General features: G+C 70.3%; 21 protein-coding genes. 14 read left to right on the forward strand and 7 right to left on the reverse strand.

The features are described 5' to 3' along the window. Nucleotides 1-16 precede the first annotated feature (16 nt). Entirely contained in the window at nucleotides 17-529 is a 513-nt protein-coding gene (locus KC207_RS15820; RefSeq protein ID WP_211604285.1) for a hypothetical protein, read from the forward strand. Nucleotides 530-930: 401 nt separating this feature from the next. Here the strand turns inward: KC207_RS15820 and KC207_RS15825 are convergent, their stop codons facing one another. Together KC207_RS15825 and KC207_RS15830 are read right to left on the reverse strand one after the other, a co-directional pair. After that, nucleotides 931-1,269: a type II toxin-antitoxin system PemK/MazF family toxin gene (locus KC207_RS15825; protein WP_211604286.1), complete on the reverse strand. Its 339-nt coding sequence runs from the start codon at nucleotides 1,267-1,269 to the stop codon at nucleotides 931-933. Beyond that, entirely contained in the window at nucleotides 1,253-1,450 is a 198-nt protein-coding gene (locus KC207_RS15830; protein ID WP_211604287.1) for a hypothetical protein, read from the reverse strand. Before KC207_RS15830 ends, KC207_RS15825 begins: the two co-directional genes overlap by 17 nt. A 286-nt stretch (nucleotides 1,451-1,736) precedes the next feature. Between KC207_RS15830 and KC207_RS15835 the strand changes: the two genes are divergently transcribed. From KC207_RS15835 to KC207_RS15850, 4 genes are all read left to right on the forward strand, one after another. Then, the gene (locus KC207_RS15835) at nucleotides 1,737-2,093 is read left to right on the forward strand and encodes a nucleotidyltransferase family protein (protein WP_249138801.1); all 357 of its coding nucleotides are present in this window, start codon (nucleotides 1,737-1,739) and stop codon (nucleotides 2,091-2,093) included. Continuing rightward, entirely contained in the window at nucleotides 2,090-2,410 is a 321-nt protein-coding gene (locus KC207_RS15840; RefSeq protein WP_211604289.1) for a HepT-like ribonuclease domain-containing protein, read from the forward strand. The genes KC207_RS15835 and KC207_RS15840 overlap by 4 nt, the downstream gene beginning before the upstream one ends. 117 nt (nucleotides 2,411-2,527) lie before the next feature. Next, complete coding sequence (locus KC207_RS15845) at nucleotides 2,528-2,761, forward strand: ribbon-helix-helix protein, CopG family (protein WP_211604290.1); 234 nt, start codon at nucleotides 2,528-2,530, stop codon at nucleotides 2,759-2,761. After that, nucleotides 2,758-3,000 carry a toxin gene (locus KC207_RS15850; RefSeq protein ID WP_211604291.1) on the forward strand — a complete coding sequence of 81 codons (243 nt, stop codon included), beginning with the start codon at nucleotides 2,758-2,760 and terminating at the stop codon, nucleotides 2,998-3,000. Before KC207_RS15845 ends, KC207_RS15850 begins: the two co-directional genes overlap by 4 nt. Nucleotides 3,001-3,198: 198 nt before the next feature. On the opposite strand, the gene KC207_RS15855 is transcribed toward KC207_RS15850, so the two are convergent. Beyond that, on the reverse strand, nucleotides 3,199-3,681 hold the full coding sequence (locus KC207_RS15855; RefSeq protein ID WP_211604292.1) for a MarR family winged helix-turn-helix transcriptional regulator: 483 nt from the start codon (nucleotides 3,679-3,681) through the stop codon (nucleotides 3,199-3,201). Between the two features lie 104 nt (nucleotides 3,682-3,785). On the opposite strand from KC207_RS15855, the gene KC207_RS16985 reads away from it, so the two are divergent. The 7 genes from KC207_RS16985 to KC207_RS15890 all read left to right on the forward strand — a co-directional run bounded on the left by KC207_RS16985 (nucleotide 3,786) and on the right by KC207_RS15890 (nucleotide 14,350). Then, nucleotides 3,786-5,312 carry an MFS transporter gene (locus KC207_RS16985; protein ID WP_282958982.1) on the forward strand — a complete coding sequence of 509 codons (1,527 nt, stop codon included), beginning with the start codon at nucleotides 3,786-3,788 and terminating at the stop codon, nucleotides 5,310-5,312. Beyond that, entirely contained in the window at nucleotides 5,309-6,073 is a 765-nt protein-coding gene (locus KC207_RS15865) for a TspO-related membrane protein (protein ID WP_211604293.1), read from the forward strand. The genes KC207_RS16985 and KC207_RS15865 overlap by 4 nt, the downstream gene beginning before the upstream one ends. A 79-nt stretch (nucleotides 6,074-6,152) precedes the next feature. After that, entirely contained in the window at nucleotides 6,153-6,599 is a 447-nt protein-coding gene (locus KC207_RS15870) for an SRPBCC family protein (protein ID WP_211604294.1), read from the forward strand. A 293-nt stretch (nucleotides 6,600-6,892) separates the two neighbouring features. Beyond that, nucleotides 6,893-7,423: a KwaA family protein gene (locus KC207_RS15875; protein ID WP_211604295.1), complete on the forward strand. Its 531-nt coding sequence runs from the start codon at nucleotides 6,893-6,895 to the stop codon at nucleotides 7,421-7,423. After that, entirely contained in the window at nucleotides 7,413-8,360 is a 948-nt protein-coding gene (locus tag KC207_RS15880; RefSeq protein WP_211604296.1) for a Kiwa anti-phage protein KwaB-like domain-containing protein, read from the forward strand. Before KC207_RS15875 ends, KC207_RS15880 begins: the two co-directional genes overlap by 11 nt. Before the next feature lie 5 nt (nucleotides 8,361-8,365). Beyond that, a complete protein-coding gene (locus tag KC207_RS15885) occupies nucleotides 8,366-8,998 on the forward strand; it encodes a hypothetical protein (RefSeq protein ID WP_211604297.1) in 633 nt (210 codons plus the stop codon). Between the two features lie 249 nt (nucleotides 8,999-9,247). Further along, on the forward strand, nucleotides 9,248-14,350 hold the full coding sequence (locus KC207_RS15890; RefSeq protein WP_211604298.1) for a hypothetical protein: 5,103 nt from the start codon (nucleotides 9,248-9,250) through the stop codon (nucleotides 14,348-14,350). A 199-nt stretch (nucleotides 14,351-14,549) separates the two neighbouring features. On the opposite strand, the gene KC207_RS15895 is transcribed toward KC207_RS15890, so the two are convergent. The 3 genes from KC207_RS15895 to KC207_RS15905 all read right to left on the reverse strand — a co-directional run bounded on the left by KC207_RS15895 (nucleotide 14,550) and on the right by KC207_RS15905 (nucleotide 18,259). After that, nucleotides 14,550-15,587 carry an ABC transporter ATP-binding protein gene (locus tag KC207_RS15895; protein WP_211604299.1) on the reverse strand — a complete coding sequence of 346 codons (1,038 nt, stop codon included), beginning with the start codon at nucleotides 15,585-15,587 and terminating at the stop codon, nucleotides 14,550-14,552. Continuing rightward, nucleotides 15,584-17,083 carry an ABC transporter permease gene (locus KC207_RS15900; RefSeq protein WP_211604300.1) on the reverse strand — a complete coding sequence of 500 codons (1,500 nt, stop codon included), beginning with the start codon at nucleotides 17,081-17,083 and terminating at the stop codon, nucleotides 15,584-15,586. Before KC207_RS15900 ends, KC207_RS15895 begins: the two co-directional genes overlap by 4 nt. A gap of 147 nt (nucleotides 17,084-17,230) precedes the next feature. Further along, nucleotides 17,231-18,259 (reverse strand): iron ABC transporter substrate-binding protein, encoded by a 1,029-nt coding sequence (locus KC207_RS15905; protein ID WP_211604317.1) that lies wholly within the window; start codon nucleotides 18,257-18,259, stop codon nucleotides 17,231-17,233. Nucleotides 18,260-18,409: 150 nt separating this feature from the next. On the opposite strand from KC207_RS15905, the gene KC207_RS15910 reads away from it, so the two are divergent. Then, nucleotides 18,410-20,977, forward strand: a complete 2,568-nt coding sequence (locus tag KC207_RS15910; protein WP_211604301.1) for a non-ribosomal peptide synthetase — start codon at nucleotides 18,410-18,412, stop codon at nucleotides 20,975-20,977. Here the strand turns inward: KC207_RS15910 and KC207_RS15915 are convergent. Continuing rightward, on the reverse strand, nucleotides 20,952-22,754 hold the full coding sequence (locus KC207_RS15915) for an aminotransferase class V-fold PLP-dependent enzyme (RefSeq protein ID WP_211604302.1): 1,803 nt from the start codon (nucleotides 22,752-22,754) through the stop codon (nucleotides 20,952-20,954). The genes KC207_RS15910 and KC207_RS15915 overlap by 26 nt on opposite strands. Nucleotides 22,755-22,944: 190 nt before the next feature. Here KC207_RS15915 and KC207_RS15920 point away from each other — a divergent pair, with 190 nt between their 5' ends. Continuing rightward, nucleotides 22,945-23,586: a TetR/AcrR family transcriptional regulator gene (locus KC207_RS15920; protein WP_211604303.1), complete on the forward strand. Its 642-nt coding sequence runs from the start codon at nucleotides 22,945-22,947 to the stop codon at nucleotides 23,584-23,586. Nucleotides 23,587-23,593: the final 7 nt, after the last annotated feature.

Consider the following 23,593-nt stretch of genomic DNA (forward strand, 5'->3'; position numbering starts at 1 on the left):
AGGGCAGACTGCGGGCATGCCGACTCTGGACAGCACGGAGCTGGTGCCCCTGGATCGTGGCACGTCCATGTTCGTGCACGTCGCGACGGTCTCCGAGGCTGCCCTGCCTGACGCGGACGACGAGGCCGTTTCCCTCGTCATGTCGTGGCCGTGGTTCGCGTGGAACGGCCTCGGTGCCATGAGGGACGACGGGTCGGACGGAGTCCACGCCGAGTGGTTGCTGACGTCCTTGACCGCGACCAGCTACAGGAGGGTGAGCACCCAGCACGCCGAGAGGCGCTTGCGGTCTTGGGCCTCGGCCTTCGGGTGGCGCGACCGGGAACGGCAGTCGGAGGCAGCTCTGGAAAGAATGGCGGAGCGCGTCCACCCTCTTCTGCGCAGCGGCACCGTCTTCATGCTCGAACCACCCACGGATGATGAGTGCCGCTGGCCGTACAGCCCCCTCGGGTCGAACAGCGGCACCGTCGACCTCATCGTCCTCGACCGTGCGCGCGACCGAGTGCACCTGATCCTCGCAACGGACGACTAGGTCGCGCTCCCGCGCCCGGCGGGACCTGGTGAGTCCTGGTCACGGCACCCCGCGGTGCACGCCGTCACGGCGGGGGGTCGTTCGGGCGCTACCGGGCGCGGTCAGGCAGGTTGGCGAGCTGTCGAGCCGGCTCCCAGCCAACCGGTCGGCACCCCGCACGAGCTGCACTCTCACGGGCTGCAGCGCACAAGCGGCGACCGCTCGACATCCTCAGTCGCCGTGTGCTTGGTTCGATGGTCCGATCGACCCGGGCCGGAGGCTCTGTGTGCCCGGCCACGGAGAGCGACTCGCTGACCTGATGCATCACCGCTGGAGGGTCCGCGCTCGGGACGAAGCGAGTGCCAAGCCGCTCGTGCGTCGACGTGGGCCAGGTCGCGGTGCGACGAGACGGTGGGGAAGTGCTAGAGGTCCAGGAGCACCGCCAGGGTCTCGCGGACCTCGCCGAGGACCACGGGGCCGACGTTGCCGATCTGACGATGGATGCGAGCGGTGGCCACGGAACGCACGTGCTGGCACTGTGCCGACGAGGGCGCCGCGAGGCGGTTCTCGGCGTCGGGCTCGATGACCACCTCCGCGCCGCTCGACCGGATGGTGCGGGTCAGAGGCACCACGTGGACGACGTTCGGCCCGCCGGCCAGGACCCGGGCTGCGCTGATCACGATGGCGGGTCGGAGCAGGCCGGCCTCGCTGCCCGTCGGAGTGCCGAGGTCGAGCTCGACGATGTCACCCGGCGTCAGCATCGAGCCAGGCGGTCTCGTCCTCGGTGAGCTCCGCGGCGAGGTCGTGGCCCATGGCGTCCTGGCGCAACGCCCGAAGAGCACTGCGCACGGTCGTGTCGATCGACTCGTGTCGTTCCGCCGCCAAGCGGGTCACCCGGGCGTGGGTATCTCGACTGACGCGGATCGTCGTCGTTTCAGCCATACCGCCACGGTACGTCGTGTAGACGATTCCGTCTACACGACGAGGGAAGAACGCACCCCCCCTCATCGAGCCGACGCAGACCGAAACAACTCGCCGGCCAACACCAGGCGGTGGCGGACGGTGAGGCTGGATTGCACTTCTCATCGAAGGAGGGCGACTCGCTGACCTGATGCATCACCGCTCGTGGGTCTGCGCCCCGGACGAAGCGCGGACCGAGCCGCCCTTTCGTGGACGTGGAGCGCAGTGGGTCGCTACTCGTACTCCCGCTCTGACCGTTCGCTTCGGCGTGGACGACGCTGCCGTCACCGCTGGGGTCGGGCCCGTACGCTGGCGTCGTGAGGACCGTGGCCACGGACAGCAGTCGTTGCGTGCAGCGATCGCCAGCCATCGTCGCGCGCTCGAAGAGATCCTCGGTCGGTACGGAGCGACGAACGCGCGTCTGTTCGGTTCTGTTGCCCGTGGCGACGCCACACCCGACAGCGATATCGACCTGACACCCGACGGCGGCAACGAACTGCTGCGCGTGGCCGGCATCGCGGAGGAGCTGACCGGACTCCCCGGGACTCGGGTCGATGTCGTGGCGACCTCGCTGCTGCGTGGCGAGGTCTCCTCGAGCGCCCTCGCTGACGCGGTGGCGGTGTGAGCCGCTCCGAGGACGAGCGGTTTGCCGACATTCCGGGCGCCCTCGAGCGCTGCCCGGCGTACTCTCCCCACCCGCATTCCGACGAGCAGGGGTCGATGGCCTACGACGCGGTGGTGCGCAATCTCGCCGTCGTCGGCGGGGCCGTCCGCTCACTGTCAGGCGAGACCCACTCCACCATGCCGGAAGTGCCGTGGGCCTCGATCGCGGGTCTGCGCAATGTCGCGGTGCACGAATGCTCCCGGGTCAACCCCGACCTGGTCCGGGACATCGTCGATCATCAACTCAGCGACATGGCCAACGCCATACGCAACCGCTGACCCCAGCACCTGCACGTGTCGCCGGACCATGGACGGCTCGCGGCGCTGTGGGCTGACCTCCGCGCCGATCTGCCCGGAACTCCCTCACGAGAGCAATTTCGTTATACGATTTCGATCGTGGCTGGTGACGAGCAGATCCAGAAGTGGGCAGACGAGGCCGAGGCCGGTTACGACGTCGATGCGCTCAAGCGTCGCGGACGCGGCCGTCCCGGACGTGGAGCGGAGCCCATGCAGGTCGTCGCTGTCCGGCTGACGGCTGAGGAGTTGGACGCACTCGACGCGTCCGCCGCGAAGAACCAGATGAGCCGCTCCGAGGCGATCCGGGCAGCACTGGTGCACTTCGCCTCGTGAAGGTCCACCCCAGCGCACTCAAGCACGGGATCGACCCCGACGACGCGGTCCAGGCGGCCGAGTGGGCCATCTGGATCGAACCCCTCACCGACGACGAGACTCCCGCCCGCGAACTCCGCCTCGGCTTCGACACAGGCGCCCGACTGCTCGAGACCGTCGTGCTCATCCTCGACAGCGGCAACGAGCTGGTCATCCACGCAATGCCGGCCCGCAGGAAGTACCTCGACCTGCTGCCGTGAGCACCGCCGGTAGCCCGTCTGGCGGCAGAAGGACGTACTTCGGATCCCGAGCCGGAATCACGGCTGCAGTCGGCCGCGCGGAGGGCTGGACAGTCAGCACGCGACGACGTGGGACACCTTGCTCCCCGGCCGTCGTGGGTGAAGCCATCTCGATTCACAACATGAGAGCGCGGACCGGACCCGGAGAAGGTGAGCAAGTCAGCCTCTGGTGCTGGGTTGGTGTCGTTGGTAGAGGTCGACGATGTCGGACAGGAAGCGCCGGACCGCGTCGAGCTCCGCGGAGGTGTAGCCGCTGGACATCTCGTGGAGGTCGCCGGTCATGGGGTCGAGGGCGGCCAGGATCCGCTGTCGTGCTCTGGGGGTGAGGACCAGGATCTTGCGTCGCCGGTCGTGGGGGTGGGGGGCGCGCTCCAGCAGTCCGGCCCGGTGCAGCCGGTCGACCAGGACGGTCGCCGATCCCGAGGTGACGCCGAGAAGCCGGGACAGCTCGACCGATCCGATGGCGGGGTCGGCGACCATGACGTGCTTGACCGCGAGGTAGTCCGTCGCGCTGACTCCCAGGCCGGAGGCGACGCGTGAGTCCAGCGCCGCGCCGGCCACCGCCAGCCGGTGCAGCGCCCAGCCGATCTGGTCCTCGTCGGTCGCGCCGGTGTCGTCGGCGGTGGGGGGTTGATCGGGCACACCGGTCATCGTACAGTCGCTGGAGAAGCAGGTCGCTCGAATATCGAGGAGACGATGATGGGACGACGGTGGTGGGGTGCGGCGGCGTTGAGCTGGCTGTGGCGATGGTCGTGGTCGACGTGACGGTGGTGAACGTCGCGGTGCCGCAGATCGTGAAGGACCTCGGGATCGGGGCGGCGGCGACGCAGTGGGTCCAGAGCACGTACACGCTCACGGTCGCCGGTTTGCTGGTCGCCGCCGGCCGGGTGGCGGACCGGTGGGGACGTCGGCGCACCCTCCTGGCCGGGGTGGCGCTCTTCCTGGTCGGCAGCGTCCTGGCGGCGATCGCCACGACCGGCTCGTCCCTCGTCGTGGCCCGCGGGGTGCAGGGCATCGGCGGGGCGGCGATCCTGCCCTCAACGCTGGCTCTGCTCAACGCCACGTTCGAGGGCCCCGCCCGGGCGAGGGCCTTCGCGGTCTGGGGTGCCACCGTCGGTGGTGTCGCGGCCGCTGGTCCCCTGCTCGGGGGATGGTTGACCACGCAGCTGTCGTGGCGGTGGGCGTTCTGGGTCAACATCGGGCTCGGGCTCTCGGCCGCCCTCGGGGCCTGGGCGTTCGTGCCGGAGTCCCGGGACCGGACCGGGCGCCCGCTCTCGGACCCGGTCGGGCTCGCGCTCGCGGTCCTCATCCCGACCAGCCTGGTCACGGCCGTGCTGCTGGGGCGCACCCAGGGCTGGTGGGCTCCCGCTCCCGGGGCGCCCGAGGTGGCCGGGGTCTCGCTGCCGGCGGTGTGCATCGGCTCGTGCGTCCTGGCCGGGACCGCTCTGGTGCTGTGGGAGCGAGACCTGCTCCGCTCCGGTCGGAGGCCGCTGTTCGACCTCGACCTACTGCGCATCCCCACGTTCGCCCGCGGGAACCTCGTGGTCCTCGTCGTGGCCCTGGGACAGATCGGGCTGTTGTTCGTCCTGCCCCTGTGGCTACAGGGCGTCCTCGGCTTCTCGGCCGTGCAGACCGGACTGCTCTTCCTCCCGCTGGCGGTCGGCGCGTTCGCCGCGGCCGCAGTGACGCCGCTCGCAGCCCGCGCGGTCGGGGTCCGGACCGTGATCGGCGTCGGCCTCCTGGCGGAGATCGCGGTGCTGGCAGCCCTCGCCCTGACCCTGTCACCGTCCTCGAGCCCCATGGCCCTCGTCCCGTTGCTGTTCGGGTACGGCGCGGGGGTCGGCACCGCCGAAGCCCAGCTCCCCGGACTGCTCCTGGCCCACATCCCGGCCGACACCGGCGGATCCGCCGCCGGCATCCAGAGCACCTCCCAGGAGCTCGGCAGCGCACTCGGCGTCGCACTCCTGGGCACCGTGCTGCTCTCGGCCACAGCCGCGGACCTGCACGACCGCCTCGCTGCACACGACATGACCGGCGCGCAGCAGCAGCGGCTCACCCGCACCGTCACCGACACCAGCGGCACCGCCATCCCCACACTCCCCGACGCCCTGGCGCGCACGCAGGCCCGAGCCGCGTTCACCCACGCCACCGCCACCGCCGCCGCAGCCGGGGCCCTGACCCTCGCCCTCGGCGCGGCCACCCTCTTCGCCCCCACCCGCCGACGTCGCCGCAACGACGACACGCCCCGACCCCTGGAGGTAGGCCGAGCATGACCCCCCGCACGCACCAAGCACGCGACCGGCACCGCGCCGAGCACCGGGCGGACATCGTCCGCACCATCGCCCTGGCCGGCTCCTGCGCCGCCTTCGTCGCCGTCCCCAACCTCGGAGCCGTCCTGGGCGAGGGTGAGGAGACCGACCGCTACGACACGGTCATCACCCCACCGGGCTACGCCTTCACCGTGTGGGCGCCCATCTTCGCCGGATGCGTCGCCGACACCGTCGCGCAGTGCCGTGCCACCGGACGCAGAAGAGAGGCCAGCCGCCGCACCGGATGGCCGCTGGCCGGCGCCTACACGCTCAACACCCTGTGGTCCCTGGCCGCCCAGCAGGACCGGTTCGCCCTCACCCCCCTCCTGCTCCCCACCGCGACCGCCCTCACCGGGGTGGCGCACCGGCGACTGCAACACCTGCAGGACCCACCACGCCTCACGGCCCTCGCGACAGGGGCGCTGCTCGGATGGACCGCCCTGGCCAGCACCGTCAACCTCGCCGCCGCCGCCCGCCTGCTCGGGGCACCGAAGGCCTCACCCGCGGCCATCGCGGCCACCAGCGCCGGACTGTCCCTCACCACTGGAATCCTCGCTCGCTACATCGCCGGCAACCCGCGAGGAGCTACAGCGACCGCCACCACCAGCGCCTGGGGACTGGCCACCACCGCCCTCACCCCGAGCCGCCCCCCGGCGACCCGCGCCACGGCGGCCGCCGCCACGCTGGCCGTCATCGCCACCGCTGCGCGGCGGCGGCGCCGGTGAACGCGCAGGGGCGGACGCCCGCCCGGTCCGAGGTCGCGGTGCAGGTCCGGGGCGCGGAACAGCGTCTAGGGTCGAACCCGTGACAGGCGCCGACCACGACCGCATCGACCTCACCGTCACCATCGACGGCACCAACGTCCCGGCCGCATGGGAGCTCGTCAGCGAGCCCGGCTGGTACATCAACGAGGGCCGGCTCGTCGAGCACGACATCGCCTGGGACGCAGACGTCGCGACCGTCGTCGACCGGGACCACGGCGAGTTCAGCTTCCAGCGAGAGACCTCCGACCCACCTCACTACCTCGCCGACCGAGCCGTCGACGACGGCACCGCCTCCAGCCGACTGGTCCAGTTCTGGGTCGAGGACTGCGGCACAGCCGTCACGATCCGCGTCGTGGAGTCCGGCTTCGCCTCGATGCCGATCCCGGTCGACGAACAGACCGCACAGCACGCGCAGAACACCAAGACCTGGCGCCACCAGCTCGACCTCGCACGCGACCGACTGCAACGAACCACCCCGCACCCCTAGTGCCCATCAGCGTGGCGGTCTCGCGATCCCACGCGCGCCAGCCGACGACGCCCCGGTCCGCGCCGCGACGCGGGAACTCACCCGCACGTCAGCACAGACCCGCTCCTACCGCGACACCGACGGGTGAGACCCGCGATGAGCCAGTGCGGCTCGGCGCCCTCTCGCGGCGATATGACGCAGCGTCGGCAGTGCTTCAGAGGGGGCCTCGGGATCTCTCGATTATTGGCGCGGAGCGACCTGGGCGGGATCGATGGTGGCACCCACTTGACGGTGGTCACCAATAGAGTCGAAGCATGACGCGGCTTGTCGGTCTCGGATTGCTCGCATCGGCGTTCGCGCCGATGGTGGCTCTGCTCGCGGTCGTGAGGTTCGACGAACTGGGGCGCGCCAGCTGGGTGATTCTTGCCGCGTGTGGGGTTGCTGTCCTCCTCCTCGTTCTGGTTCTGCGTAGCGTGGCGGGTGTCCAAGCGCGAACCATCGACTGCCAGTCGGTGCGGAGCGCAGACGAGCGCGTGCTGGCATTCACCTCGAGCTATATCGTCCCGCTCGTGATTGCCGTCTTCGGTGAGTCCGACGTCCCAACGCTGGTTGCGACAGCGGCTTTGGTTGCCGTGATGGCCACCATCTACGTTCGCGCTGGGCTGTATCACTTGAACCCCACTCTGGCCCTGGCGGGTTACCGCCTGTACGACGTGACGGCCACAAATGGCACCGTCACCATGGTCCTCACCAAGGAGCGGCACCTGCGACAAGCGGGAGCAGTAGTCTGCCGATACGTTGGTGAGAACGTGGCCATCCAAATGGGGGAAGACCGTGACGGCTGAATCGGCCCGACAAGCTCTCGTCACCGCTGTTGCCACTGGTGCCGGGGCGCTGGACAACTTCGTCCTGCGCGGTGAGGTCATCGCGGAGGCAGAGGTCACCCGGTTCGACCTCATCGAGGACATGGCCGGCCAAGTTCGCGCCGACGTTCATAAGAGCGTTGAGGCGCTCACCAAGAAGCAGTTCCTGGACTACGACCCCTCCTACCAGACCAGCACCTCCCAAGTGCTAGTCGAGAACCTGGACCAGATCCCAGAACTCGCCGCGGTTGACGCCGAGATCCGACGAGGAGACGTGCCGTATACGGCTGACGGGCCTTCCGTGGTTGCCATGGCTCACGCTGTCGGCCAGGGGGGCAACCAGGTCGTCGCCTACAGGCTCAAGGGTCGGGGCATTGCCACGCGGCGGACAGGAGGCTTCACGCTCATCCCACGCGACGGTGTCTACCGGCCTGTAGGCGGCGATGTGCTCTTCTACGAGCCACGTTTCGACGCGTTCACGTGCGCGGGTGTCGTCTATTTCACCACCGTCACCCTCATCCAGACCAAGCTGCAAGCCGACGATAAGGCGCGCCAGCTGGCGAAGGACACGCTGGCCGCAGTGACATCGAAACTGACCATCCATGGGTTCGCCGACCTGGAGAAGGCGGTGATGGATGACCCGAGCATGCGCGCCAAGATGGCCTCGGTCGCGCGCCTGATTCAGACCGACCCTGACTACGCAAAGAATCTGACCACCAGCAAGCTGGTGAAGTTCGTCGAGGCCTACCCGGACTACGACATCCCGGTGACCACGCTAAAGGGCAAGAAGGTCCTTGCCTTCGACCCCTCACCCCAGCACCGGCACCAGATACCGCGCCTGCTGGCCGATGACTACCTACACAGCTACCTCACCGACCGCAACTACGAGGCCGGGTCGAAGCAACGCCTCCAGAGATAGCCAGCATGCCCAGTCTGGTTCGCGCCGTGACACAACTCGCACTGCGCCGAGCCACGGAGTTCACGATTCCCGAGGAGACGCTTCAGGGGACACTGACAGCGACCCCGGTACTGATTCGAGACCCAGAACGTCTCGCGTTGCTCGAGGCCGCAGTCAAGGAAGTCCTGACCGAGGGCGCTCCGTTACCGGCCGCCGTTCGCTCATCTGCTCTGCCCGTGCTGGGGAACATCGCTGAGGCCGTCGTCGAGACTTTGCTTGCCGACCACGGATGGCAACCGGTGTATGACGACAGCCAAGGGTTCTCATCTGGGTCAGGAGTCGACCTGCTCATGCTGGATCCGACGCTGTCCCGTTTGGTCGCGATTGAGGTCAAGTCGACCATCCAACAGGGACGTTGGCCGCGCTTGGCACGTGGACCCTCGAAGCAGCTAACTCCCCATTGGCTCGACGGGCCAAGGAACACAGGTATGGCTGAATGGGGTGTGCCATCAGCCAGCGTTTACCTAATGGTCGCGCAGGTGCACTTGCGACGCCGCAGATGGCGGTGTTGCCTGGCTGGCGATCCGATGGCGCCGCAGCCAGTCACAGAGGAGCAGCAACTCGACGATCTTGACTGGCTTGCCGCGATCTCGACCTGACGTCACCTGAAGCCCTCACTCCCGGAGCGTCATCAGGACAATCAGCCGCGACCGGCACCTGCGGCGAAGTGGGCTACTCCGGCGCCGACGCGGGTCAGCGGATCCGAGCGAGCCGCCGAGGCGGGTAGCGAGCGGCGACAGCGTCGGCACGGGTCGCTACGGTCGAGGTGCTGACCGACGAGCACAAGACTGACTGGGGAGATCATGGACGAGCCTGCTGAGCCGGCAGGTGCCACGGACGGGTCGCCGGTGGGCGACCACGATCCTGATGCGCCTCCCGAGGGAACGGCTACTCTGGGCGGCGAGCGGCCGTCCGTGAGCGGGAAGGCGAAGGCGAAGTCACCGTCCGGCTCGAGCCCTTATGCGACCGGTGGCGGCGGTGCCTCGTTTGCGAGCTCGGTCGCAACCACCTATCTGGCGAGCATGCTGACTGGGTCTCGACGTCCAGAGGCATCTGAGTTGCCGGTCCGCCGGGTCGCGTTCCAGACCGGCCCGGATCACCCGGTCGATGACCTGCTCGTCACCTGCAGCGATAACGAATCCGAGGTGACGCTGGCGGTCGCTTGTCGGGCCACCCCCAATTTCGTTCAGAGTGACGACGAAACCGTGAAGTTGGTCGGTTCTCTGCTCGCTGAGGTAGAGAAGTTCGACGACGACACGCACCGGGTGGCGGTCGCTGCGGCCGGGCGCTCGAATCAGTGGACAGAGCTCGGCACATTAGCCGACATCGCTCGGGCACACGCGGATGCGGGCGCGTTTGAGGCGTCGATATCAGTGGATGGCCGCTGGTTGAAGGCGGTGCGTGACCGCTATTCCCAGTTTCAGGGCATGGTCAAGAGGGCCTGCGGAAGCGAGGTGACCGATCTCAAGGTGTCGCAACTGACGTGGGGCCTGCTGAGCCGCCTCCACGTGCTCACGTTCGCCGTGCAGACCCCTGATGAAAGTGACCGCACAGCGGTCGCGACCATTCTCGATGCCCTTGCGGACGCCGCTACCGACGGGGTGACGCTGCGAGACAAGATCGAGGTCGAGACTGTCCGTTATGACCGGACCGGCGCCGTGGTCGACCTTAAAGTTCTGCGCCGAGACCTGCACCGCGCGCTGAACGTCGCGAAGGTCCGTAGTCGGTCCTCGTGGAAGATGCTGGAGGAGCACCGGCAGTTATTGGCAGCTGGCGTGCGCGCCAGCATCGGTGACGACACATCGGGCGGCGCCGTGAGGATCTCCTTTTCTGACCGGCGGCGCGAACGCCTCACCACGGCACTGCTCGCGGCTGGCGCCGATGGTGGGTCGGCTGTGCTCGTCCATGGGGAGTCAGGTATCGGCAAGAGCGCATTGACACTGTCTACCGTCGCCGAGTTGGAGGCCGCTAACCCTGGCGGGTTCGAGGCCGTCGTGTTGAGCTTCATAAGCCTGCCGCACTCGACCCTAGAGTTGAGTACCGCTCTTGGGATGTCAGTTCAGGATGTGCTCGCGGAGCTTTCTGCACCCCACAGGATCTTGGTCATCGACGGGGCCGACGCGGGTCTGGAACGTTCTGCGCCGCTACTGAGCGACCTGGTGGTAGCTGCAAAGGAGGCTGGCGTGGGCCTTGTCGCGGTGAGCTCCGATGTGGCATCGGATTTCGTGTCGGAGCAGTTGGCGACGGGTTGGGGGCAGGCTGCCGTCCCGTTCAAGGTCGCACCGCTTAGTGATGACGATGTCGCCTTCGTTGCAGAGCAGTTCCCGCTGCTTCGTCCGGTTCTGCGCGATCTGCCGGAGAACTCCTTGCTGCGTCGACCGGTCGTTCTCGACCTCTTGGCGCGGACTGGAGTGAAACTCGACGGGAAACTCAGCGAGTGGGAATGCCTCAACCTGGTGTGGACCAACGTCGTACGCAGCGAGAGTCGTTCGGGCGGGGGGTCGGCGCAGGCGCGGGAACAGACTCTTCTCGCAGTCGCTGCCTCCGTAGCCCAACTCCCGCTCGAATTCCGGCCCATCGCCGGCACAGACGCCGAGGCGATCGATGCGCTGAGGCGAGATCATCTCCTCGCCCCCGCTAACCCTTATCGAGAACAACCCGAGTTCGCCCACGACGAGGTCCGCCGCTACGCAACCGCCATCCTTCTGGTTCGTGCCCAAGACCTGACGCAGGTGCTCGCACGCTTCGCGGTCCCGCGGTTGGCCCTCTCAGCCGCGACGCTGGCGTGCAAGGGCCTATTCCACGACACTGCCGTGCCGTCGGAGCAACGGTTCCTCCGCCTCCTCGGCACGTTTCAGGAATTCGCTTTCGAACACGGAGCTCGGTGGGCAGATGTTCCGGTCGAAGCCGTTCTAGAGACACCGAACGCGTACCAGTGCCTGACAGTTGCACTCGCCGACAAGTCCACCGATCTTGACCTCGCCGACGTGGTTCGCATCGTGGTGCAGAGGCATAAGGACGGTGGGCTCATCGACCCAGCCGTTGCGGGCGCGGTGGTCCGAATACTTCTGGACTACGAAAAGCCGTGGGACGTTTCAAAGGAATCGTTCGAGCTACTCGCGGACTGCCTCCAGGCGCTCATCCTTGCGGATGCTCCAGAAGGAAACGAGCTACGCATTGCCCTGCGGGCACGTCTTCTCGAGCACTGGAATGCATATCCACCGCGTGAACCGCAGGAAGACGACGAGATGACGGCAGCGCTGCGGTCCTCGGGTTTCCCGACCGAGCGTCGCCGTCGCCGGCGCGGCGATCTGGACTACCACGTGACCCAAGAAGAGTTCGTCGAGACATTGGCGCTCTTAGGGCCCGATCTCGACGACGAGGCCGAGGCCTGCCTGCGAGTTCTCGCCGATGACGCGCCCGCTTTCCTCGCACCGGCTGCGGACTCTCCTGTGAGTGCCCGGGCTGTCGCCCAACGCGATCCCGAACTGCTCGCCACGCTGATGGAGGCCTATTACATCGACGACGAGCACCGCTGGCATCGCGACGAAGGCGTCAGGATGCACCAAGGCAGGTGGACGGGCTTCGGCGGACCCTTCTTCATGTACTACTTCGGTGGTTTCTGGCAGTTGTTCCAGTCCGCACCCGTCAAGACTCGGGTGCGCGTTCTGAACAACATTCTGAACAGCGGGGCTCGCGCACGAGTCAACACGCTGGCGAGACACAACAGCCCGGACCCTTTCTCTCTTCCGGTCGACGGCAAAGGCGGCCGGGTCACCGCGGACCAGGGAGCCGCGGGCGAAGATCAAGGGCTTGTCTTGAACCTGGACGGCACCCCGCGGCTCTACATCGGCGACTCCCACGTCTGGAGCTGGTATCGCGGTACCACCGTCGGCCCCTACTCGGCGATGAGTGCGCTCCAGGCGATGGAACGTGTCATCGACACGTGGCTAGAGCACGGAATCCCGGCCAGCCGAGTGATGGAAGTCGTTCTCGAAGGCTGTGAGAACCTAGCGGTTCCCGGGATGCTTTACGGCGTCCTCGTCCGCCATCTCGACAAGGTCGGCGACGCTCTCGACTCCTTCCTCGCGGAACCGGTTGTGTGGGAGCTTGAGTTTGCACGCAGTACTCACGAGTACTCCGGACTCGCTGCGTCGACCGAAGGGCTCCGAAACCTTGAGCGGCGCCGGTGGACGCCTCGCGAGGTCGCCGCCGCCTTACTTACCGGTGGCGGTGAGGAGCGCGCAAAGGTGCTGAAGGAGGTCGGTGAGAAGCTGATCGAGAACGGCGACAGCATGGGCCTCGGCCGGGACCTGACGATGAATTGGGCAGCAAGTCTCGATGCAGACCGGTACAAGCTGACAGTCGTGCCTGAGGGTCTGCTCATCGAGGTTGAACCGCCCCCCGAGCTCCTTGCCGCACAAGAAGTTCGTGCCGCCTATCAGGAGACGGTTAACACCACCTTGAGGCTCCAGAACCGCTATTGGGGTTCGGCCAAGCACGACGCCGACTACGTTGCGCCGACGTCCGGGGAGATCGCCGCAGACTTGGTGACCGGGCATTCGCTCCTTGAGGTCGAGGAGGGCTTGCTGCCGAACCAGCCAGCGGACGCGGTGGCACACGTCATCCGTGCCGCGGTCGAGCGCGCTGCCGCGGGTGATCCTGCCGCGCTCGGTGGCGAGGCCGCGTTTGCAGCCGAGTTCGTTCTGGGCCTCGCCTCGTCGTTCCGTGCCGTCGAAGATCAGCGCGAAGAGGGTCAGTACTTCGATCTGGGTGCCGACCGAGCTGTCGCTCATGCCCTTCCGGCGTTCCTCACCCCTGGCCTCTCCGCGGCACTGGGCGACGGGGGTGCCACCGTCGGCGACGTGGCGGACGTCGGACTCGCGATGGCAGGCAAAGCCTCCCTCGAGACGCGACTCTTCCTCGCCCGAGGCTGCGATGTCGTCTGGTCCGCAGCATGCAACCATGAGCCGTGTATCCACCAGACCGCGCTGGACTGGCTCCTCGAGACCGCCCGCAGCGCCGAGCTTGGCCCATGGGACGAAGGCGGCTTCCGCCGTGAGCCGGCACCTATCGAAGGTGACGTCGCCGCCCGACTCGAAGAGCTCCCCGGAGATTCGGTGTACATCGGGGTGCTTGATGCGGCCATCCGCGGTCTTGGCGCCGCCGCGGCCACCGAGCACTGCTGCACGGTGGACGCATTGGCGCTCCTCGCGAGGCTTCTCGCGGTCCAGAGCCAGTGCATGGTGCTGCACGAAGAGCGTCGTTGGAGCGCCGACGACCGCGGCACCCACAGCCTCGTGGCCGCACGAGCACTACTCCAGAGTTACGCGAGGGACGGCGACCCCGCACCAGTGCTCGCGCACCTCGACGTCCTGCGCGCCGACGCGGGCATCATGACGAACTTCCTTCACGGGCTGATGGCTGCAGGCGCTGAGAATGCGAACCTCGCCGACGCCGCGCGGCGCCTATGGCCGACCGTCCTTCGCCACGGCCTCACCTATCAAGGCGATGACCAGAACCCCTATAACAAGCGCCATTGGGGCGACTGGGCAGCCGCCGCGCTCCTTCCCGATCCGCTTCCATGGACGTCGGGCCTCTACAACGAAGTATCAGGTGCACCCATCGACTGGGTCAGTGCCGAAGATCTTGTCGACCTCATCGACGATTGGCTGCCCGTCGGACGCGGTGAGGTTAAGAGCGTTGACGCACTCATCGGGCTCCTACGCAGGCTTTCTCTGGATGTGCAGGCGACGCGTGGCGTCGGATGGGTAGCGAACCTCTGCATCCAGTCAGGTCGCGTCACCGTTAGCCGGTCGTGGTTCCTGGACACCTGGCTTAAGGAAGTGCGCAACGCCGCCGAGGAACTCGGGCGCCTAGACGAGTGGCAGATGTTGGTCGATTCACTGGTTGTCGCCGGCAACGAGGGGCTGGCTCCCTACAGCCGCTAATGACGTCGATCCGCAGGCCCACCTTCCCGATGTGCCCCAAGGTGCCAATTGAGAGGCCGATCCGGGCCACAGCCGTTGCCATGGCCCTCCTTCGGCATGTGACCGAAAGACTGGCTCCGCGGCATAGCCCTAACTGGGCGCAGTGACGCAACTGGTGGGTGACCCCATTTCGGCGGTGCGACCGACTCGACCGCGCCGGTCAGCGGTCGATGAGGTGGGGCTCGCCGTCGACGGTCACCGACACCCGGCTCCCCACCGGCGGGGTGAGCGGACCGATCGTCCGCGCCCGCAGCAGCGCCCCGTCGACCCCGTCGAGCCGCAGCTCGACGAGCGCGTCGTGGCCGAAGAACTCCGTCCGGGTCACCTGCGCCGGGCACCCGGCACCACCGTCGACGCCGAGGTGCAGCTGCTCGGGCCGGATGAGCAGGTCGACGTCCCGCTCCCCCGACGCCCCCCGCACCGGCAACGACCCGAGCGCGCACGTGACGACCCCGTCGCCGGTCCGCCCGGCGAGGAAGCACGCCTCCCCGAGCGACACCGCCGACCGGCGGTCCGTCGGCGCCCGGTAGACCTCGACCGGCGCGCCGGCCTGGGTGATCCGCCCCTCGTGCATGATCGCGACCTGGTCGGCGAACGACAGCGCCTCCGCCTGGTCGTGCGTCACGAGCACGACGGTGGCCTTCTCCGCCGCCAGGGCGGCCGCGACGGCGTCCCGCGTCGCGACCCGCAGCTCCGGGTCGAGCGCCGAGAACGGCTCGTCGAGCAGGACGACCCGCGGCCGGCGGGCCAGCGCCCGCGCCAGCGCGACGCGCTGCTGCTGCCCGCCGGACAGCTGGTCCGGCCGCCGCCCGGCGTGGTCGCCGGGCAACCCGACGAGCTCGAGCAGCTCCGCCACCCGCGCGGAGTCCTTCCGGTCCCGGCGCGGCAGGCCGTACGTGATGTTCGCCGCGACCGTGAGGTGCGGGAAGAGGTTGCCCTCCTGCGCGACGTAGCCGAACCCGCGCTTCTCCGGCGGCACCCACGTCCCGCCCCCGGCGACGAGGTCGGACCCGATGTGCACCTCGCCGGCGTCGGGACGCATGAACCCCGCGACGACCCGCAGCAGCGTCGTCTTGCCGCAGCCGGACGGGCCGAGCACGGCCGTCGTCGAGCCGGACGCGACCGAGAGGTCGACGTCGTGGAGCACCGGCGTCCGCGGGTGCGAGGCGCTGATGCCGGAGAGCCGGAGGTCGCTCATCGGGAGGGCTCCTCGTGGCTGCTCCGCAGCAGCAGCCAGGTCAGGGGTGCGGAGAGGACGACGAGGGCCGCCGCGTAGGGCGCCGCCGCCGCGTAGTCGAGGGACGAGCTCGCCGACCAGAACGCCGTCGCGAGCGTCTCCGTTCCCGTCGGGGCCAGGAGCAGCGTCGCGGTGAGCTCGGTCGAGACGGCGATGAAGACGAGCGCCGCGCCGGCGAGCGTCCCGCGGAGCATGAGCGGCAGCTGGACCCGCAGGAAGGTGCGCGCCGGGCCGTCGCCGAGGGCGCGGGCAGCGTCCGACAGCTCCGGCGGGACGGCGGCGATGGCGGCGCGTGTCGTCACCATCGCCCGGGGGATGAAGAGGATGACGTAGGCGAGGACGAGCACCGGGGCCGTCTGGTAGAGCGGGCGGACGAACCCGATGGCGAGCGCGATGAGCGCGAGCGCGACGACGACGCCCGGCAGCGACGAGGCGAGGTACGTGACCCGCTCGAGGACGACGGCCAGCCGCGACCGGCTGCGGGCGACGAGCCACGCCGCGGGGAACGTCGCCAGCGTCGTGACGAGCGCGGCGGCGAGCCCGAGCACCACCGTCGACCCGACGGCCGGGCCGAGGTCGATGCTCTCGTACGCCTGGTCGGTGCGGGTCAGCCACGTCCCGATGCTCCACGCCGGCACCCCGAGCGCGAGGACCGCGAGCGCCGTCACCGAGGCGAGGGCGAGCGGCAGGCCGCGGCCGAGCCGGGCCCGCGGGGGACGCCGGGCCGCGCCGCCGCCGACCCGGGCGTGCCGGGTACGCCCGCGGGCGAGCATCTCGAGGGTGAGGACGGTGACGGCGAGCACCATGAGCGCGAGCGCGAGGACGCTGCCGGACCGGGAGTCGAACGCGACCTCGTACTGGTCGAGGATCGCCGTCGTGAACGTCGGGAAGCGCAGCATCTCGAGCGCGCCGAACTCGGCGAGCAGGTGCAGCGCGACGAGGAGCAGCCCGCCGAGCAGCGCCGGCCGCACCTGGGCGGTCCCCACCCGGGCGGCGGTCCGCCACGGCCCGAGCCCGAGCGAGCGGGCGGCCTCCTCGAGCCCCGGGTCCGTTGAGCGCAGCAGCGCCGCGACGGGGAGGAAGACGAACGGGAAGTAGGACAGCGTCGTGACGATGACCGCGCCGCCGAGCCCCTCGAACCCGGGCACGAGCGCCGACCACGCGAAGCTGTTGACGAACGCCGGGACGGCGAGCGGCGCGACGAACGCGACCCGCCAGAAGCCCGCCCCCGGCAGGGCCGTCCGCTCGACGAGCCACGCAGCGCCGACGCCGAGCACCGCCGACAGCGTCCCGGTGAGGACGACGAGGGCGACGGTGTTGCGCAGCAGCTCACCGACCCGGGGGCGCCACAGCAGCTCGGCCGCCTCGGCCGGCCCGGACTCCAGCGCCTTCGCGGCGACGACGACGAGCGGCAGCAGGCACAGCGCCGCGACGAGCACCGCGGCCCCCCGCAGCACCCACGACGGGCGGTCGCCACCGCCCGAGGACCCACCCGCCGACCCGCCGGACCACCCGCGACGACGGTTACTGGGCGACCCCGGGGACGCCGACGACGGCGCCGGACCACGGGGGTCGGACGCCGTCGGGGCGGGGGCGAGGCTCACCTAGAGCAGGCCCGCCTCGGTCATGAGGTCGAGGACCTTCTGCTGGTCGAGCGTGAACGGGTCGATGTCCGGCGGCTCGAGCGACTCGACGGTCGGCAGCGCCGGGTCGGACTCGTCGCCCTTGCCGACGGCGTACTCCTTGACGTCCTCGGTCATGAGGACCTCCTGGCCGGCCGGGCTCGTGACGTAGGCGAGGAAGGCCTGGGCGTCCTCCTGCCGGTCGCTGCTCGCGACGACCCCGCCGCCGGAGACGCTGACGAACGCGCCCGGGTCCTGGCCGCGGAAGTAGTGCAGCGCCGTGTTGCCGCTGCTCACCTTCTCCAGCGCCTGGTCGCGGTACCAGTAGTAGTGGTAGATGATCCCCATCGCCGACTGGCCCTCGTTGACGGCCTTCATCGTCGCGATGTTGTTCTGGTAGACCTTCGCGTCCGACTTCAGCGCCGCGAGCCACTCCGCGGTCGCCTCCTCGCCCTCCTCCTGGAGGATCGCCGAGACGATGGCCTGGAAGTCGGCGCCGCCGGCGGCCGCGCTCCACTGCCCGGCGTACTCCTCGTCGGCGAGGTCCATGATCGACGCCGGCAGCTCGTCCTCGGAGATCATGCTCGGGTTGTAGACGAGGACGGTGGAGCGGGCGGCGATGCCGACCCATTCGTTGCTCGAGGGGACGAAGCGGTCCTCGACCTGGTCGATCGTCGCGCCGTCGACCTCGGCGAGCAGGCCCGCGTTCTGGACGGTCGTCATCGCCGGGGAGTTCTCGGTGAGGAAGACGTCGGCCGGGGAGGACTCGCCCTCCTCGACGATCTGCGCGCCCATCGAGGAGTCGTTGCCGTAGCGGACCTGCACCTCGATGCCGGTCTCCTCCTGGAAGGCCTTCCCCCAGGCCTCGGTGAGGTTCTCGTGCTGCGCGCTGTAGATCGTCAGCTTGTCCTCGTCGAGGTCACCGGTCGCCTCGAGGCTGTCGCTCCCGCACCCGCTGAGGCCGACGGCCATCGCGGCCGCGGAGGCGAGGAGGACGGTACGGCGGCGCATCACGGGGGTGCTCCTTCGGTCGACGTCGGTGGCCACGAGATAGGCAAGGCTGCCCTCACTTCCATCGCGGATCGTAGCCCCGTCCCGCTCCGCGGCCCAAGTCGCCGTCACAGGTTGACTTAGGGCAGCCTCACCTTATTCACTACGCGCGTGACCGCTCTCGCCGCGACCCCCACGACCCGGGCCCTGCCGTGGGTCCACAGGCTGCGGGCGCACGGGGACCGGGTCGCCCTCCACACCCCCGACGGGCCGGTGACGTACGCCGGGCTCGCCGCCCGGGTCGGGGAGGCGGCGGTGCACCTCGCCGGGCCGCGCCGGCTCGTCCAGGTCGAGGGCCGCTCGACGCTCGCGTCGGTCGTCGCGCTGCTCGGCGCGCAGGCCGCCGGGCACGTCGTCCTCCTCGGGGCTCCGGGGTCGCCGGCCGCCGCGCTGCGGGAGGCGTACGACCCGGACGTCGTCGTCGACGCCGCCGGTGGGGTGGACGTGCGACGAGCGGAGTCGGCGCACGTGCTGCACCCCGACCTCGCCCTCCTCATGAGCACGAGCGGGTCGACGGGGTCGCCGCGGCTCGTCCGGCTCTCGGCCGAGAACCTCGCCGCGAACGCCGCGCAGATCGACGCCGCCCTCAGCATCCGGGCCGACGACTGCGCCGCGCTCACCCTGCCGCTCACGTACTGCTACGGCCTGTCCGTCCTGCACACCCACCTCGCCGCGGGCGCGTCCGTGCTGCTCACCGGGCTGTCGGTCGTCGACGAGTGCTTCTGGCGGGAGGCGGAGGATGCCGGGGTCACGACGCTGCCCGGCGTCCCGCACACCTTCGACCTCCTCGACCGGCTCGGGGCCGAGGGGACGCTCGCCCGGCTGCCGCGGCTGCGCTCGCTGACCCAGGCCGGCGGACGGATGGCGCCGGACCGGGTCCGCGACCTCGCCGCGCTCGGCGAGCGGCAGGGGTTCGGCCTCTGCGTCATGTACGGACAGTGCGAGGCGACGGCGCGGATCGCATGCCTGCCGCCGGAGCTGGCTGCCGAGCACCCGGACGCCGTCGGGCTGCCGGTCCCCGGCGTCGGGGTGGAGGTCGACGACGGCGAGATCGTCGTCCGCGGCCCCAACGTCATGCTCGGGTACGCCGAGGGCCCCGCCGACCTCGCGCTGGGGCGGACCGTCGACGCGCTGCGGACCGGCGACCTCGGGGAGGTGGGACCGGACGGCCTCATCCGCGTCGTCGGGCGGCGGGCCCGGTTCGTCAAGGTCCTCGGCCACCGGGTCGACCTCGACGCCCTCGAGCGCCGGCTGCGTGACCTCGGCGAGACCGCGCTCGTCGGCGGCCGGGACGGGCTCGTCGCCGTCGCCGCCGAGGGCGTCCCGAGCGCCCCCGCCCGCGAGCGGGTCCGCCGCGCGACCGCCCGCGCCGCCGGGGTGCCGCTCGACGCCGTCCGGGTCGCGACCGTCGACGCGCTGCCGATGCTCGCGAACGGCAAGCCGGACCACGCCGGGGTGCTCGGGATCGTGGACGTCGCGGCCTCGGCCGTCGACACCGCGGAGGTGGCCGAGGCGCCGCACGCCGTGGCCGACCTGTACGCCCGGCTGCTCGACCGCCCGGTCGGGCCGGACGACACCTTCGTCACCCTGGGCGGCGACTCGTTGTCCTACGTCGAGGTGTCCGTCGGGCTCGAGCGGCTGCTCGGCGACCTGCCGCCGTCGTGGCACGTGACCCCCGTCGCGCAGCTCGAGCGCGCCCGGGCCGCAACGGCCACCACGACCGCCCCCGACGGCGCGACCGCCGCCGCCCGCCGCCCTCGGTGGCAGGCGATGGAGACGGGCATCTGGCTGCGGGCGCTCGCCATCGTCCTCATCGTCGGCACCCACGCCGACCTCTTCACCCTCCAGGGCACCGCGAACGCCCTCCTCGTCCTCGCCGGGTTCCAGGCCGCCCGCTTCCAGCTCGCCGACCCCGACCGGCGCGCCCGCTCGCGGCGCCTCCTCGTCAGCGCCGCGAAGGTCGCCGCCCCGACCGTCGTCGTCATCGCCGTCGCCCACCTCGCGTGGGGGATGTACGAGCCGCGCAACCTCGTCCTGCTCAACTGGGCGCTCGGCGAGGACGCACTCGGGCCGCCGCTGCGCTTCTGGTTCGTCGAGGCGATCGTCCTCGCGCTCGTCGTCGTCGCCGCGCTCGTCCGGCTGCCCGCGGTCCAGCGGCTCGACGCGCGGTACCCGCTCGGGCTGCCGCTCGCCCTGTCGGTCCTTGCGTGGGGGCTGCTGCGCTGGCCGGTCCTGCCGCTGCCGGTGCCGCACATGCACGGGTCGGCGCTCGTCGTCCTCCACCTCGTCCTGCTCGGCTGGGCGCTCGCCCGGGCGCGCACGACGCTGCACCGCTGGCTGCTCAGCGGCGTCGTCCTCGGGATGGTCATGACGTTCTCGTTCAACGAGGCCCGGGACGCCCTGACCGCCGCGGTCGTCCTCGTCCTGCTGTGGCGGCCGGTGACGCGGGTGCCGTCGGCGGTCGTCCCGCTCGTGCAGGTGCTCGCCGCGGCCTCGCTCTACGTCTACGTCGTCCACTGGCAGCTGCTCGAGGTGCTGTGGCCGCTCGACGTGCCGCTGCTCGCGACCGCCGGCTCCCTCGCGCTCGGCGTCGCCTACTGGTGGCTGTGGACCGGGCCGGTCACCCGCGCCGCCCGCCGGGTCCGAGGTCTCGTCAGGTCGGCTGCACCGGCCGGGTGACCGTCCCGACCGGCAGGTCGAACCAGCGCAGGTGCTCGAAGTCCGCCGAGACGTCGGCGTCGTGCATCGACAGGTCCGGCGGGGTCGCCGCGGCGAGGATGCGGGCGGCCTCGTCGAGCTGGTCGGCGAGGACCTCCTCCCCCGCCCGGCGCCGGGCCCGCGGCGTCGTCACCGTGCCGTCGGCGCCGAAGACGACGTCGGTGAGCCGGACCGGTGGCTCGACGACCCCGTCGCGGTGCCGCCACAGCCCGCTCGCGGGGTCGAAGACGTAGTCCCCGATGAGCCGCCAGCCGTCGCGGGCGACCATCCGCACCGCCTCGATCACGTAGTCGACGACCGCGTCGGACAGGAAGTAGTTGAAGTTCACCCGCACCCAGCCGGGCTTGATGCCCTCGCAGCCGCCGGTGATCTCCCGCTCGAGCTCGAGGCTGCGCTCGAGGTCGATCCCGAGCAGCCGGTGCCCGTACGGGCCGGCGCACGAGCATCCGCCGCGGGACTGGATGCCGAACAGGTCGTTGAGGATCGCGACGACGAGGTTGTGGTGCAGGTGGCTGCCCGACGGCGACCGGACGACGAACGAGACGATCGAGAGGCGGTCGGCGTCGAGGCTGCCGAGGATCTCGACGCCGGGCTCGTCCCGCCACGCCGCGACGGCGCGGGCGAGGAACTCCTCCTCGCGGGCCCGGATCGTCCCGACCCCGACCGCCTCCTTGAGCCGGAAGACGAGCCCGGCGCGGATCGAGTCGATGATCGCCGGCGTCCCGCCCTCCTCCCGGTGCGCCGGGTCGGCGAGGTAGACGTGGCTCTCGGGGTTGACGTAGGCGACGGTGCCGCCGCCCGGCACGTCGGGGACGCGGTTGCCGAACAGCTCGCGGCGGGCGACGAGCAGCCCCGGCGTCGACGGCCCGCCGATGAACTTGTGCGGCGAGAGGACGATCGCGTCCTTGTAGGCGAGCGGGTCGGCACCCTCGGGCGCGGTCATCTCGATGTCGACGTACGGGCCCGCCGCGGCGAAGTCCCAGAACGCGAGCGCCCCGTGCTCGTGGAGCAGGGCCGAGATGCCGTACGTGTCGCTGACGATGCCGGTGACGTTGGACGCGGCGCTGAACGAGCCGATCCGCAGTGGCCGGTCGGCGTACTCGAGCAGCCGGTCGCGCAGGTCGCCGATGTCGACGAGCCCGTCGGCGTCGGCCCGGATCGTCACGACGTCGGCGATGCTCTCGCGCCACGGGATCTCGTTGCTGTGGTGCTCGAACGGTCCGATGAAGACGACCGGCCGCTCGTCCTCGGGGACGTGCCGGGACAGGTGCCAGCGGTCCTCGAGGGCGGACGGGATGCGCAGGCCGAGGACGCCGATGAGCTTGTCGAGCGCGCCGGTGCATCCCGACCCGGCGAAGACGACGACCGTGTCCTCGTCGCCGTGGACGGCGTCGTGGATGATCCGGCGGGCGTCCTCGCGCAGCCGCGTCGTCTGCAGCCCGGTGCCGCTGGACTCGGTGTGGGTGTTGGCGTAGGCGGGCAGGACCTCGTCGCGGATGAAGTCCTCGACGAAGGACAGCGCCCGGCCGGACGCGGTGTAGTCGGCGTACGTCACCCGGCGCGGGCCGTACGGGGTGTCCATGACGTGGTCCTCGCCGATGACCGACTCGCGGACCAGCCGCAGCAGACCGTCGTCCGGCACCGGGAGGTGGAGCCCGTCGGCACCCTCGCCCGGCCGGGGCCCTCGCCCGTCGGAACCCTCGCCCGTCCCGTCGCTCCGACCGCCGTGCTCCGCCATGCTGGCATGCTCCCACGCCCGTCCACCCCTCTGCCGGAGTCGCGTGCTACGGCGCAGTGACTGCTGCGATCACGACCAGTCCTGCGGGGTAGCACGCACGACAGCGGGCGTCGGCGGCGCTGGTGGCGCCATCGGAGTGCACTGACATGCAGGTTTGCACTGCCGTGCACCGGACACCTACGCTGACCACGTGACAACCACGCCCTGCCGGACGACCTCGCTGCGCGAGCGCAAGCGTGCGGAGACCCGCCGCACCCTCGCCCTCGCCGCGTACACGATCGTGCGGGACGAGGGCGTCGACGCCGTGACCGCCGAGGCCGTCGCCGAGCGCGCCGGCGTCTCCCGCCGGACCTTCTTCAACTACTTCCCCTCCGTCGAGCAGGTCCTCACCGCGAGCGTCGCCGAGTTCTTCACCGCGCTGAGCCGCCGGCTTGACGAGCGCCCGCAGGACGAGCCGCTGCGCGCCAGCCTGCTCGCCGTCGTCGACGACCCGAGCGACCTCGACCTCGTCGAGCGGATCGGTGTCCTCGTCGAGGCCGGCGAGTCCAGCGCCCACGCGAAGTCCCTCATCCTCGGTGAGCTCCACACGTGGCTCGACTGGCTCGAGGGCTGGCTGCGCGGCCGGCTCGGCGACGCACCCTCCGAGCTGCACGTCGCCTTCGTCGCGACCTCGATCCTCGCGTGCGGCGAGGCCGCCCTGCGGGTCTGGGCGCGGCACGCCGCCGGCAGCGAGACCCCGACCCGGTCCTTCCAGGCCGCCTTCACCGAGGCCATCGCGCTCCTCGGCACCGACCTCCTGCCGGACGACACCGTCGTCGCCGGTCGTTCCTGACCAGCCC

The organism is Phycicoccus avicenniae, from assembly GCF_018139485.1.
GTDB classification, from domain to species: Bacteria; Actinomycetota; Actinomycetes; order Actinomycetales; family Dermatophilaceae; genus Phycicoccus; species Phycicoccus avicenniae.